The 12,763-nt window shown below is 63.3% G+C and carries 11 protein-coding genes and 1 pseudogene; 6 read left to right on the forward strand and 6 right to left on the reverse strand.

What is annotated here, in order from left to right; translation table 11 throughout:
* The first annotated feature begins 85 nt into the window (after positions 1–85).
* Positions 86–1,957 carry a serine hydrolase gene (locus XH88_RS29165; protein ID WP_271671672.1) on the forward strand — a complete coding sequence of 624 codons (1,872 nt, stop codon included), beginning with the start codon at positions 86–88 and terminating at the stop codon, positions 1,955–1,957.
* 219 nt (positions 1,958–2,176) lie between these two features.
* Here XH88_RS29165 and XH88_RS29170 read toward each other — a convergent pair whose 3' ends face one another.
* Positions 2,177–2,860, reverse strand: a complete 684-nt coding sequence (locus tag XH88_RS29170) for a GntR family transcriptional regulator (protein WP_271671673.1) — start codon at positions 2,858–2,860, stop codon at positions 2,177–2,179.
* Positions 2,861–3,009: 149 nt separating this feature from the next.
* Here XH88_RS29170 and tcuA point away from each other — a divergent pair, with 149 nt between their 5' ends.
* The gene (gene tcuA / locus XH88_RS29175) at positions 3,010–4,401 is read left to right on the forward strand and encodes an FAD-dependent tricarballylate dehydrogenase TcuA (RefSeq protein WP_271671674.1); all 1,392 of its coding nucleotides are present in this window, start codon (positions 3,010–3,012) and stop codon (positions 4,399–4,401) included.
* Positions 4,388–5,494, forward strand: coding sequence for a tricarballylate utilization 4Fe-4S protein TcuB (gene tcuB, locus XH88_RS29180; protein WP_271671675.1), 1,107 nt, complete (start codon positions 4,388–4,390; stop codon positions 5,492–5,494). The genes tcuA and tcuB overlap by 14 nt, the downstream gene beginning before the upstream one ends.
* A 67-nt stretch (positions 5,495–5,561) precedes the next feature.
* On the opposite strand, the pseudogene XH88_RS29185 reads toward tcuB, so the two are convergent.
* From XH88_RS29185 to XH88_RS29200, 4 genes and pseudogenes are all read right to left on the reverse strand, one after another.
* Positions 5,562–5,907 (reverse strand): annotated as a pseudogene (locus XH88_RS29185) (hypothetical protein); the annotation flags it as partial.
* Positions 5,879–7,186, reverse strand: a complete 1,308-nt coding sequence (locus XH88_RS29190; RefSeq protein WP_271671676.1) for a GGDEF domain-containing protein — start codon at positions 7,184–7,186, stop codon at positions 5,879–5,881. The pseudogene XH88_RS29185 and the gene XH88_RS29190, both read right to left, overlap by 29 nt.
* 235 nt (positions 7,187–7,421) lie before the next feature.
* The gene (gene pncB, locus XH88_RS29195; protein ID WP_271671677.1) at positions 7,422–8,726 is read right to left on the reverse strand and encodes a nicotinate phosphoribosyltransferase; all 1,305 of its coding nucleotides are present in this window, start codon (positions 8,724–8,726) and stop codon (positions 7,422–7,424) included.
* A gap of 104 nt (positions 8,727–8,830) precedes the next feature.
* Positions 8,831–9,760, reverse strand: coding sequence for a LysR family transcriptional regulator (locus tag XH88_RS29200; RefSeq protein ID WP_271671678.1), 930 nt, complete (start codon positions 9,758–9,760; stop codon positions 8,831–8,833).
* 96 nt (positions 9,761–9,856) lie between these two features.
* On the opposite strand from XH88_RS29200, the gene pcaH reads away from it, so the two are divergent.
* The 3 genes from pcaH to XH88_RS29215 all read left to right on the forward strand — a co-directional run bounded on the left by pcaH (position 9,857) and on the right by XH88_RS29215 (position 11,829).
* Positions 9,857–10,639: a protocatechuate 3,4-dioxygenase subunit beta gene (pcaH, locus tag XH88_RS29205; RefSeq protein WP_271671679.1), complete on the forward strand. Its 783-nt coding sequence runs from the start codon at positions 9,857–9,859 to the stop codon at positions 10,637–10,639.
* A gap of 5 nt (positions 10,640–10,644) precedes the next feature.
* The gene (gene pcaG, locus XH88_RS29210) at positions 10,645–11,271 is read left to right on the forward strand and encodes a protocatechuate 3,4-dioxygenase subunit alpha (RefSeq protein ID WP_271671680.1); all 627 of its coding nucleotides are present in this window, start codon (positions 10,645–10,647) and stop codon (positions 11,269–11,271) included.
* A gap of 168 nt (positions 11,272–11,439) precedes the next feature.
* A complete protein-coding gene (locus XH88_RS29215; RefSeq protein ID WP_271671681.1) occupies positions 11,440–11,829 on the forward strand; it encodes an SPW repeat protein in 390 nt (129 codons plus the stop codon).
* Between the two features lie 4 nt (positions 11,830–11,833).
* Here the strand turns inward: XH88_RS29215 and XH88_RS29220 are convergent, their stop codons facing one another.
* Positions 11,834–12,736 carry a helix-turn-helix domain-containing protein gene (locus XH88_RS29220; RefSeq protein WP_271671682.1) on the reverse strand — a complete coding sequence of 301 codons (903 nt, stop codon included), beginning with the start codon at positions 12,734–12,736 and terminating at the stop codon, positions 11,834–11,836.
* Positions 12,737–12,763 lie beyond the last annotated feature (27 nt).

Consider the following 12,763-nt stretch of genomic DNA (forward strand, 5'->3'; position numbering starts at 1 on the left):
GAAGGGTCTCCCAATGAAGATAATCCAGGCATCGTGCATGGCTGCAATCATGGTCTGTCTGGCGGGTACTGCGCTCGCCGACGATTTGCAGACCGTCGGCGATCCCGACAGTCTCGGCTTTTCGGCGCGGCGCTTGGCGCGCATGACCTCCTGGTTCGAGGCGCAGAGCGAAAAAGGCGATCCCTCCGGTTTTGTCGTGGGGTTAGCCCGGCGCGGCAAGCTCGCCTATTTGCAGGCCACCGGCTTCGAGGACCATGACAGGAAAACGCCGATGCGGCCGGATTCGATCTTTCGCATCGGATCGATGTCCAAGCAGATCACCAGCGTCGCCACCATGATGCTGGTCGATGAAGGCAAGCTCGACCTCGATGCTCCCGTGGCGCAGTACCTGCCGGAACTCAAGGACATGCGGGTCGTCAAGAAGGATCCGGCCACCGGCGATCCGATCCTTCTGGATCTTGCGCAGAAGGTTTTTGAACCGGCGAAGCGCGCGATGACCATCCGGGACCTTCTGCGCAACACGTCCGGTCTTGTTTACCCCATGGAGGATTACGCCGATCCCGGATTTGGAAATGCGGCGGTACATTTGCTTTACGGCGCCAGAGCTCCGCTTCGGCACGACAAGCCCGTCGGCGCTTTCGTCACGAGCCTCGGCACACTCCCGCTTCTGCACCAGCCGGGCGAAGTCTGGGAATATGCCATCGGCTACGACGTGCTCGGCCGAGTCATCGAAGTCGTGTCGGGCCAGCCCTTCGATCAGTTTCTCCAAAGCCGCCTCTTCGCGCCGCTGCGCATGGTCGATAGCGGCTTCTCGGTACCGCAGGACAAGCTTGCCCGTCTCGTCGCCTTGCCGGGCGCGCAGCCCCAACCCCTTTCGGATGGCGATGTCGGCAAGCCGCAGACGTTCTTCTCGGGCGGCGGAGGCATCGTCTCCACGGTTCCTGATTTTCTGCGCTTCTGCCAGATGCTGCTCAACGGCGGCGAACTTGACGGCGTGCGCATCCTGAAACCTGAAACCGTCGGGCTGATGACGACGAACTCGCTGCCGCCCGACATGCACATCGCAGGACACGAGGTCGGCCCGGCTTTCGGAACGGGATGGGGGCTCGGTTTCGCTGTCCGCACCGATCCGGACTTCAGCGTGATTCCCGGCGCGGTTGGCAGCTTCAACTGGCAGGGAAGCTGGGGCACGTTCTTCTCGGTCGACCCGGCGCAGAAGCTGATCCTCGTCATGATGATGCAGCGAAGCCAGTACAGTGAGAACGGATTCTATTTCAATGCCATCCGGCGTCTGCCGTACACGGCGTTGAAGGTTCCTGAAGCCTCTATTCCCGTCGCGTCAGCGCAAGAAAATTCCGAAAACCTCGCCGAATATGTCGGGCGCTACGATTTCGGCGGGTCGACAAGTTCGCTGGATAGGCAGATCTTGGTCGCCGACGGTAACGGCTGGATCGGGTTCGAGTCCGTTACCGCGGAAACAGGCGGCCTAAGGGTGATCAAATTGGCCGACGCAGGCCCCGCCGCGAAGGCGGGCGTCCTCGCAGGAGACCTCATCACGGCTGTCGGCGGAGCATCGATCAGGGGTGTCACCCTGGAAGCAGCACTTCACCGAATTTCAGGTCCGGCCTATACGGGGATCGAGCTCAAGATCATTCGCCAAAAGCGGAGTGATCCGTTCATCGTCAGCTTTACCCGGGAGGCGGTCCCCGCACACAGCGTCCAGCTCCGAGTCCGTCTCGCGAATGGCCAATTGGTCGTTGAAGCAATAGGTGGCTGGTCGATACTTGATTTTGACAGGGGCCAACCGACGCCCATGGCGGTTCTTTCGAGGGATGAATTCTACGTTCAGGGCGGCGACCATACGCGGATTGCCTTTACTCGCGACGGTGTTGGCAAAGTCAATGGCGCGATTCTCAACCCGGGACCATCGGAGCAGCGCGGCGCGCTCGCCCAATAAGCATGGCAGGCGAATGCCGGGTACTTGAGTTGTCCGAACATGGTGACCACCAACGTATCCCCTCCCGCGGTTTCCTCCCTTGGAGGCTTTCGGACGCCGGCCCGCGGCACTCTCAATCATTGGGCCGGCATCCGAAACTCTTCACATAAGCAGTCGATGCCGACCAAACGGAGCGACTTCCGCTTGACCCGCGGAAGTTGACGTTCATGAGCGCACGTCCTACTGCTTCTGCAGCAGCTTGAGCCGGCAGCGCAGCGCCTCGCGGATGTGTGCGCGCGCGAGTCGTTCAGCCTTGTCGCCGTCGCGCGCGGCGATCGCCTCGATGATGGCATGGTGCTCGCCGTGGCTGGTTAAGGGGCGGCCCGTCACGGTGAAGGTGGTCGGGCCGAGCAGGGCGATCCAGTCCTGCAATTCGCTCGAGGCGTTGTCGAGATAGCGATTGCGGGCGGCACGGCAGATTGTTTCGTGGAATGCGCGGTTGAGCTTTGCCATCTCGGTGGCATCGGTCTCGGATGCTTCCGCGAATGCCTGTTCGATATCCCCAAGCGCCTCGATCTCGGGGGCAGAGGCATGCTCGGCGGCAAGACGCGCGGCGGCGCCTTCCAAGATCTCGCGCATCGCATAGAGCTCGAGCACCTCCGAGATGTCGAGGCTGCGGACGATCAATCCGCGGCCGCCGGCGGGCTCGACGAAGCCTCGCGCCGCGAGCCGGCCCAGCGCCTCCCGCACCGGCGTGCGGCTGACCCTCAGTCGCTGGGCGACTTCCTCCTCGCGCAGGCGGTCGCCCGCGCGGTAGCTGCCGGCCTGAAGCGCCTCGCAGAGCGAGCGAAACACCGCCTCGCCCAGCGCGACACCGCCGCCGCGAGTGATTGATCCGCCTCTCTTTGCCGGACGTCTGGCCATGGTCCCTCGACGCATCCTGCCCATGTAGAGATGCCGCTTGCGCCGTATCTGTATATCTTTGTATACAATAGTACGCAACAGCGAAGCTGGTTGACGCCGGCCGCTGGCGGGGAAGAATGTCTCCGACTTCGTCGTAACGGACAGACGGCATGAGAAGCAAATACGACGTGCTGGTGATCGGCGGCGGGAACGCCGCTCTGTGCGCGGCGATCAGCGCCCGACGGGGCGGCGCTTCAGTGCTTGTGCTCGAAGGCGCGCCGAAATTCTATCGCGGCGGCAACACGCGCCACACCCGCAACATGCGCTGCGCCCATGACGCCGCCACCGAAATCCTCACCGGTCCTTACACCGAGGAGGAGTTCTGGGAGGACCTGCTCCGCGTCACTGGCGGGCAGACCGATGAGGTGCTTGCCCGCCACATGATCCGCGAGTCCAAGGAGATCCTGAACTGGATCATGGAGCAGGGCGTTCGCTGGCAGCCCTCGCTCGGCGGCACGTTGAGTCTCGGCCGCACCAACTCCTTCTTCCTCGGCGGCGGCCGTGCGATGCTCAATGCGCTGTATCTGACCGCCGAGCGCCTCGGCGTGGATGTCGAATACGATGCCAAGGTGACCGAGCTCGTTGTCGAGAACGGCATGTTCCTCGCCGCGCGACTCGAGCGGCCGATCAATGGCGAGACCGAGATTCGCGCGACTTCGCTGGTCGCCGCGGCCGGCGGGTTCGAGGCCAACATCGAATGGCTCAAGCGATATTGGGGCGAGGCTGCCGACAATTTCCTGATCCGCGGCACGCCCTATAATCGCGGGTCGATCCTAAAGATGCTGCTCGACAAAGGCGTACAGGAGGTCGGCGACCCGACCCAGTGCCACGCGGTCGCGATCGACGCCCGCGCGCCGAAATTCGACGGCGGCATCATCACGCGCCACGATTCCGTGGTGTTCGGTATCGTCGTCAACAAGCACGCCCAGCGCTTCTACGACGAGGGCGAGGATATCTGGCCGAAGCGTTATGCGATCTGGGGCCGGCTGGTCGCGGCGCAGCCCGACCAGATCGCCTACATCATCTTCGACTCGACCGTCGTCACCAGCTTCATGCCGACGCTGTTTCCGCCGATTGCCGGGCAGACCATCGCTGAGCTTGCCGGCAAACTCGAACTCGATCCGGCGGCCCTGGAAAAGACCATCACCGAGTTCAACGCCGCGGTACGGCCGGGCACGTTCGATCACACCATCCTCGACGATTGTCGCACCGAAGGCATCACGCCGCCGAAGACGCACTGGGCGCGCAAGATCGAGACGCCGCCATATCTGGCCTATCCGGTGCGGCCGGGCATCACCTTTACCTATCTCGGTACGCGCGTGAACAAGGAAGCGCGGATGTTGATGGCGGACGGCAAGCTATCGGCCAACATGTTCGCGGCCGGCGAGATCATGGCTGGCAACGTGCTCGGCAAGGGCTATGCCGCCGGCATGGGCATGACCATCGGCAGTGTGTTCGGGCGGATCGCAGGACGGGAAGCGGCGAAACATGCACGGAACTAGGATCCTCGACGAAGCCGACCGTCTGATGACGGTCTGTAATTCCTGCCGCTATTGCGAGGGTCTTTGCGCGGTGTTTCCGGCCATGGAGATGCGTCGCGCTTTCTCCGATGGCGATCTCAACTATCTCGCCAATCTCTGCCATGCCTGCGGCGCTTGTTACGTCGATTGCCAATTCTCGCCGCCTCACGAATTCAACGTGAATGTTCCGAAGACGCTCGCGGTCGCGCGCGCCGAGTCGTATGCGTCCTATGCCTGGCCAAAGGCGCTGTCAGGCGCCTTCGCGCGCAACGGGCTGGTCATCAGCATTGTCGCCGCGCTCAGCATGGCAGCCTTCATCCTGGGCTTCGCCGCGCTGAACGACCGTGGCGTGTTGTTGGGTGCACATACCGGCCCCGGCGCTTTCTACAAGCTGATGCCGCATAATGCGATGGCTGCGCTGTTCAGCGCTGCGTTTCTCTACGCGATCTTCGTGCTGGTGATGAGCGTGCGCGCGTTCTGGCGTGACATCGGTACGCCGATCGGTGGGCACGCCGACGGCGGCTCGATCTTCCAGGCGATCCGCGATGCCGGCGAACTGCGCTATCTGCATGGCGGCGGCGTCGGTTGTTACAATGAGGACGACAAGCCGACTGACAGGCGCAAGCTTTTCCATCACCTGACGTTCTACGGATTCCTGCTGTGCTTTGCCGCAACTTCGGTGGCTACGCTCTATCATTACCTGCTCGGCCGCGAGGCGCCGTATCCGTGGTGGGATCTGCCGGTCGTGCTTGGCACGCTCGGCGGCGTCGGTCTCATGGTCGGTCCGATCGGCCTGTTCGTGGCGAAGATGCGACGCGATCCGGCACTGCTTGACGAGATCAGCTACGGCATGGATGTCGGCTTCATCGCCATGCTGTTCCTCACCGGCCTCACCGGCATGCTGCTTCTCATCTTGCGCGAGACCGCCATCATGGGGCCGCTGCTGGCGCTGCATCTCGGTGCAGTCTTCGCGCTGTTCATCACCATGCCCTACGGCAAGTTCGTGCACGGCATCTATCGTTTCGCAGCGCTGGTTCGGTACGCGCAGGAGCGGCGCGGCGAAGCCGGCTCTTGAGGTCACTCTCAGCAGCTCCACGCCGCCGCATCGTGCGTATACGCCGGTGCGACAGCCTGGTTCACCGTTACCCAACCTCGCGCTCCGGCGAAGCCGCCTGCTCGCGGGCCATCGCCGTTGCCGTGACGCAATCGGTCTTGCCGGTGCCGAGCAGCGGCACCTTGTCGACGATGATGATCGTTACGGGCACGGTCAGCTCGGAGACGCCGATCGATTTGGCTTGGGCTTGCATCACACTGCGCTCGGCGTTCTTTTCCGTCGTCAGCAGTACGATGCACTCGCCCTTGCGCTGGTCGGGGATCGACGCGGCGACCGAGGCGGCCCGCGGCCAAAGGGCGGTCGCAATGCTCTCGACCGCGGACAGCGAGATTCATTTCGTCGCCGTCACGCGCGGGCGGCTTCGCGCGGCCTTGCGGCGGCGAGAACGACGTCCGGTTTCCCGTTGTCGACTTGAACCCGGTTGCGCCCCTTTTCCTTGGCGCGATAGCAGGCGGCATCCGCCCGGCGCATCGCTTCTTCGAGTGTGATATTGCCGTCGGAAATGCAGGTGACGCCGATGCTGCCGGTCACAGCAAAGCAGCGATCGTCCCAGGCGAAGCTGAACAGTTCGAGCGACCGCCGCAGGCGCTCGGCAATATCGACGGCATCGTATGACGGACATTGCGGCAGGATCAGGCCGAATTCGTCACCGCCGAGCCGGGCGACCAGATCGCGCGGCCGCCGGTCCTGCTGCAAAAATTGCGCGACCTCGCGCAGCAGCCGGTCGCCGGCGAGATGACCGCAGCTGTCGTTGACGGTCTTGAATTGGTCGAGGTCGAGCAGGATCAGGCCGAGCGAGTCTTCACCGCGACCATCGAGCTCAATTTGCAGGCGGGCTTCGAAGGCACGCCGGTTGGCGATTCCGGTCAGCCAGTCATGCGAGGCCTGAAAGGCGAGGCGATCCTTCTCCGCATGCAACGCGTCCTCGAAAGCCAGCCTTTGCAGCACCAGTCGCCGTGTGTGCCAGATCAGGAGCAAGATCAAGGTCGCCGCGGTCGCGATGTTCAGCCATGTCAGCGTCAGTTTGATGGTTCGGGAGCCTTCGCCGAGGACGGTCGAGAACCGCTCGGCATGTCCCGTGAATTGCCTGTTCAGCTCCGAAAGCCGCGACGACAGCAGTTGCAGGCGCTTGCTGTCCCCGACGGGGCCGTCCTTCAGTTCACTCCGGATGACTTCGCCGAAGACGCTGAGCTCCAGCAGCACCGGATCGGTGGCAGCCCACTCCCGAATCGCTTCCTTGAGAAAGTTGACCTGATTGAAATAGCAGAACAGCCAGATCAGGCCTGGAACATCGTCCGGGTGGTTGCCGCCTTGCAGGAAGCCGACGCGGGCGAGCTCGACGTCGACCGGATCGCCCTCGAGCGCCCATCTTGCATATTCGTCGCCGATGGGGACGGCGAGCGAGGTCCGGTATCGTGCGAACTGCTTGGCATCGCCCGAATGCAGATAAAGATTGAGGAAGTAGACCGCGTTCTTCTGTGAGCGCGACCACATCGCCTCGCCTGCGACATAGGCGCGAACCGATGACATCACCTCCAGGCTGAATCCGGCGATCGCCGCCTGGAGCACGACGACCATCACGAACGGCGAGACAAGCTTGATCACGTGAAGGAAGCTGCGTTCCTTCGCCGACGTTGTTGTTCTGCGAAACACCCTGCGTTCCCCAAATCACTCAACGATCCCAGCGGAGCGTTCCGCTCATAACGCGAACCTGGTTGAAACGCTGCTTAACTCGACCAGAGATGGTCGAGCGACCGTGGCGCAGGGTGAACGCGCCATGAAGCAGATGCGCGCAGATCGCAGCAAATGCGACTCAGCCGGAACCGGCGCGCCCATGCGGCGAATCCGACCTTTGCGATTTACGCGATCGAGAGGATTGGGCTTGCGGCTAAACCAGCACCGGCTGGCGCACGCGGCCGGCATCGCCGAACACGCGCAAGTACCGCTCGATCTCCGAGGGCATGCCGGTCGCCTTCTCCGGATTGTCGGAGAGCTTGACGGCCGGACGGCCATCGACCGACGACACCTTGCAGACCAGCGAGATGGGATCGAGATTGAACGAGCCGTCCGGCGCGCAGCCGACGAAGTCGTTGGTGAGGTTGGTCCCCCAGCCGAACGAGAGTCGCACGCGGCCTGCGAAATGGTGGTAGGTCTGTTCGATCGAGCCGACATCCATCGCGTCGGAGAACACGAGCAGCTTGTCCTTGGGATTGCGACCTTTCTTTTGCCACCAGGCAACGATCTCCTCGCCGGCCTGGATCGGCGGCGCGCTGTCGGGGCGGAAGCCGGTCCAGTCAGCCACCCATTCCGGCGCATCGCGCAGGAAAGCCTTGGTGCCGAAGGCGTCCGGCAGCGCGATCAGCAGATTGCCGCCATAGGTCTGGCGCCACTGATCGAGGATGCGATAGGGCGCCCAGCGCAATTCCTCGTCGTCCCTCGCGAGCGCAGCCGCGACCATCGGCAGCTCGTGCGCATTGGTGCCGATCGCTTCGAGATCGTTGTCCATCGCAAGCAGCACGTTGGAGGTGCCGATGAAGGACGGGCCAAGGCCTTCCTTCACGGCTTCCACACACCAGCGCTGCCAGAGAAAGCCGTGGCGGCGGCGGGTGCCGAAGTCGGACAACCGCAAATTCTCCAGTTTGCGCAGCCGCTCCACCTTGGTCCACAGCTTGGCCTTGGCGCGGGCATAGAGCACGTCGAGCTCGAAGCGGCCGCGGCCCTTCATCGCCGAACGTGAGCGCAATTCGTTGAGGATGGCGAGCGCCGGAATCTCCCACATCGTGGTGTGGGTCCACGGCCCGTGGAAATGCAGCTCGTACTGGCCCTCGACCTTGCGCAGCTCGTATTCGGGAAGGCGGAATTCGGCGAGCCAGCGGATGAAGTCCGCTGAAAACATGTGGGTCTTGCCGTAGAAGGTGTTACCGGCGAGCCAGATCAGCTCCTTCTTGGAGAAGCGAATGGTCCTGGCGTGGTCGAGCTGGGCGCGGAGCTCGCCCTCGTCGATGATCTCGGCGAGGCGGACATGGCGCGAGCGGTTGATGACCGAAAAGGTGACCTGTTGATCCGGATAGTCATCCCGAATCATATTCAACATCAATAGCTTATAGAAGTCGGTATCGAGCAGGCTGCGGATGATGGGATCCAGCCGCCAGCTGTGATTGTAGGTTCGGCTCGCAATGTCGGTCACTGTCATAGGCCAATTCTAGCGTGGCCGCCCGCGCGCAACCAGTGGGTTTCGGGCAGGACAGGACATCGCCCGTGTGGCCGGATCGGCCGCAGCCTTTGCCGAGTCCCGGTTCAGCCGCCAGCGGCCGTCGCTGCGACCGTCTCGAGCTGGCTCCTGATCCAGCGATGCGCAGGGTCCTTCTGATAGCGCTGGTGCCAGACCATGAACATCGGCAGTTCGGCCAGCGTCCGCGTGCGTGAGGCCAGCGGAATCCGCGCATGTGCGAAGCCACGCATGACGGCGGATGCGAGCAGACTCGGCATGCTCGCCAGCATCTGCGAGCCGCGCAGGAAGGACGGCACACCGGAGAAGCTCGGCACGGAGATGGCGATGTCGCGGTGGAGGCCGTTCGCAGCAAGCCGGCGGTCGAAGTCGAGCCGCTCGTTATCGGTGTAGACCACGGTGATGTGACGCGCGGCGAGGTAGGCGCTGCGGCCCGCTGGTGCGGCGCGCGCCTTGTGGTCGAAATAGCAGACGTAATGATCGCTCAGCAGCCGCTTCTGCACGATGTCGATGCCAACAGGCGGCAGCGGCGTGATCAGGAGGTCGCAGCGATTCTCGCGCAGCATGGCCGGCGAGGGCGATTGCGATGGAATCACGCGCAGGTTCAGGCTCTTCACTTGCGCGGCGACATGTCCGAAGAAGCGCGGCAACAGCAGGTCGCGCTGGAAATCGTTGGCGGCGATCGTCAGCGAAAGCTGTGCGCTTGCCGGTTCGAAGGTGACGCCGCCGGCGAAGCTGCGCATCTCGTCGATCAGCGCGCGCGCCTTCGCGGCCAGCGCCTGGGCATGGGCGGTCGCGACGATGCCGCGGCCGGATTTCGCGAACAGTGGATCGCCGGCGATCCGCCGCAGCTTGTTCAGTCCGTGGCTGACCGCCGACTGCGTCAGGCCGAGACGCGTGGCGGCCGATGTCACCGAGCCCTCCTCGAGCACGGCGAGGAACAGTTCGAGGGCATGGCCATCAAGGGCCAAATGATCGATTTCCTTCATGCTATGCATTATAATTGATCTATTTATTTGTGGAATAGGCCGGCCCATGATCCCGCCAACACGCCGCGCCAGGACCGGTCGCGGTCACAGGGAGAGACACCGCCGATGAATGCCCAGGCGCCAGCCTTGCAGGACCCCCGCCTCAATCGCCCCGAGCCGTTCACGCCGCGCGACGGCGGCTTCTTCCAGCGCGACCGCTCGATCCATCCGCCGGCGCACGCGCCCGGCTACAAATCCTCAGTGCTGCGTTCCCCGCGCCAGTCGCTGCTGTCGCTGGAGAATTCGGTCTCCGAGTTCACGGGACCGGTGTTCGGTCACAACGATCTCGGCCCGCTGGACAATGATCTGATCCGCAACTACGCCAAGGACGGCGATCCCGTCGGCGAGCGCATCATCGTCCATGGCCGTGTGCTGGACGAGACCGGTCGCGGCGTGCCGAACACGCTGGTCGAGTTCTGGCAGGCCAATGCCGGCGGCCGCTACCGGCACAAGAAGGATACGTATCTTGCGCCGATCGATCCCAATTTCGGCGGCTGCGGCCGCGCGCTGACGGACGACACCGGCTACTATTATTTCCGCACCGTGAAGCCGGGGCCTTATCCCTGGCGCAACTACGTCAACAGCTGGCGCCCGGCTCACATCCATTTCTCGGTGTTCGGCTCGGGCTTCGCGCAGCGGCTGATCACGCAGATGTATTTCGAAGGCGACCCGCTGATCCCGGTCTGCCCGATCCTGACGACGATCCCGGACAAGGACGCGCTCGACCGCCTCGTGGCGCCACTCGACCTCAACGCCTCGACGCCGTTCGACTCGCTCGCCTACCGCTTCGATATCGTCCTGCGCGGCCAGCGCTCCACCTATTTCGAAAATCGTACCGCGGGGAACTAAGATCCATGCCGCAGCCGCTCAACTATCTCAAGGAAACCGCCTCGCAGACCGCCGGGCCCTATGTCCATATCGGCCTGATCCCGGCCATGGCCGGATTCGATATCTTCGAGAAGAACTTTTCCAATGTGCTGGTGACGCCGAACACGCAAGGCGAACGCATCACGCTCGAAGGCAGGGTGCTCGACGGCACCGGCACGCCGCTGCGCGACGTGCTGCTGGAGATCTGGCAGGCCAATGCGGCCGGCCGCTACAACCATCCGGCCGATCGCTCAGCCGGCGCGCTGGACCAGGACTTCCGCGGCTGGGGCCGCGCGGGTTCCGATTTCGAGAGCGGGCTGGTGACTTTCGAGACAATCAAGCCCGGCGCGATCATCGACAAGGCGGGTCGCAAATGCGCCCCGCACGTCAACGTCTGGATCGTTGCGCGTGGCATCAACATCGGATTGAACACGCGCCTCTATTTCTCGGATGAAGAAGCCGCCAACGCCGCCGACCCGGTGCTCAACCTGATCGAGCAGCCGGTACGACGGGCGACCCTGATCGCAAGACGTGGCGAGCGTGCCGGCAAGATCGTGTATTCCTTCACGATCAATCTGCAGGGGCCGGAGGAGACGGTGTTCTTCGACGTCTGATTGATCCCGTCTGCAATGAAGCGGCCCCGTCCGACGACGGGGCCGTTTCTGTTGTCGCCACCGCTTCGACGCATGAGTGAGACCAAAGTCTAGACAGGGGACCTCGGCCGGTCGGGAACCAAATCGCTTCTGGATCTTTGCTTCGACAGGTTCCACGCGGAGGGTATCATGAGCAGGCTGAAAGAGCGCGAAACCGCCCCTGACGTCTACAATCTATTTCTCGCTGCGGTTCTCTTTATATCGCCGTGGCTGTTCAAGCTGACGAACAGCCAGGGCAAGATCGACCTCTGGATCACGAGCGCAATCATCGTCGTGCTCTCGCTGGCGGCCATCATTGCCTACCAGGACTGGGAGGAGTGGATCAACGTCCTGATGGGCGTCTGGCTGATTGTCTCGCCTTGGCTGCTCGGATTTCCGCATACGCGCGCGATGCATCTGAGCATTGGTTTCGGCATCGTCATCGTGTTTCTGGCGTTACTGGATCTGTTCCTGCACTACGAAAAGAGGCATCCGGAGGATGTGTCCGCAGAGCCTGGGCGTGAGGCGGCACGAGAGTAACGCGCTAGTCCCCGCCATGGAGTTGTGCGCGAAAGGCGCGCGGCGATAGCCCGGTGGCTGCGGAGTAGATCCGGCTGAAATAAGCGGGGTCCTCGAAGCCGAGTGCGTAGGCGATCGTCGAGACGGGCAGATTGGTATAGACGAGGTTGCGCCGCGCTTCGCGGATCAGCCGGTTCAGGATCAGGTGCGAGGCGGTATCGCCGGTCGCCGCGCGCGTGACGCGGTTGAGATGCGTCGGCGTGATCGCGAGCGCCTTCGCGTAGTCCGCCACGGTCCAGCGCTCCAGATGATGCTGTTCGAGCAGGGCCTCGAAACGACGGAATAGGTTTGACTCTGCGTTGCCGACGCCGCCGCTCTCGCCCGTGAGCGCACGTGCCACGAGGCCGATCATGGCCGCCGACAATGCGCGCAGCACATGCGCACGGCCGAAATCGCGTGCGGCATGCTCGGCGAAGATCTGCTTCATGGTGGCGCGGATCTGCGCCGTGCCGCGCGCCACCGCCGATCGAGATAGCACGCCGCGCAGCCCCTCGGCGGCAAGCAGCGCCTCGTCCAGGATTTCCGCAGCGATGGTCAGCACCCAGCCCTGGGTTCCTGGAATGAAACGGAAGCCGTGGACATGGCCAACCGGCACGTTGACGACCTGCATCGGTTTCAAGGGCACGACGCGTCCGTCGAGCGTCGCTTCGCCGCCGCCGCGCTCGATCAGAAGCACCTGGTGCAGCCGGGCATGCCGGTGCACGGCAAGGTTCCAGTCATGCAGCACCGAGCGGGACGCGATCGTCTCGCAATGGACGACATCGGGCAGGTCGCTGGCCTCGCCGAACAGATTGTAGACCCGGATGGCCGGAATGGGGGCTGTGGTTCTCATGTTCGAATAGTACAAGACAATGGCGGAAGCCTCCATCGGTCCGAGCTGCGAAATCTGCAAAAA

This window comes from Bradyrhizobium sp. CCBAU 51627 (assembly GCF_028128765.1).
Taxonomy (GTDB): Bacteria; Pseudomonadota; Alphaproteobacteria; order Rhizobiales; family Xanthobacteraceae; genus Bradyrhizobium.

Bases quoted from the DNA above. Each gene is read 5' to 3' on its own strand.
- pcaG (WP_271671680.1), top strand. From the start codon at position 10,645: ATGCCGCAGCCGCTCAACTATCTCAAGGAAACCGCCTCGCAGACCGCC.
- tcuB (WP_271671675.1), top strand. From the start codon at position 4,388: ATGCACGGAACTAGGATCCTCGACGAAGCCGACCGTCTGATGACGGTC.
- XH88_RS29200 (WP_271671678.1), bottom strand. From the start codon at position 9,760: ATGCATAGCATGAAGGAAATCGATCATTTGGCCCTTGATGGCCATGCC.
- pcaH (WP_271671679.1), top strand. From the start codon at position 9,857: ATGAATGCCCAGGCGCCAGCCTTGCAGGACCCCCGCCTCAATCGCCCC.
- XH88_RS29215 (WP_271671681.1), top strand. From the start codon at position 11,440: ATGAGCAGGCTGAAAGAGCGCGAAACCGCCCCTGACGTCTACAATCTA.
- tcuA (WP_271671674.1), top strand. From the start codon at position 3,010: ATGAGAAGCAAATACGACGTGCTGGTGATCGGCGGCGGGAACGCCGCT.
- XH88_RS29220 (WP_271671682.1), bottom strand. From the start codon at position 12,736: ATGGAGGCTTCCGCCATTGTCTTGTACTATTCGAACATGAGAACCACA.
- pncB (WP_271671677.1), bottom strand. From the start codon at position 8,726: ATGACAGTGACCGACATTGCGAGCCGAACCTACAATCACAGCTGGCGG.
- XH88_RS29170 (WP_271671673.1), bottom strand. From the start codon at position 2,860: ATGGCCAGACGTCCGGCAAAGAGAGGCGGATCAATCACTCGCGGCGGC.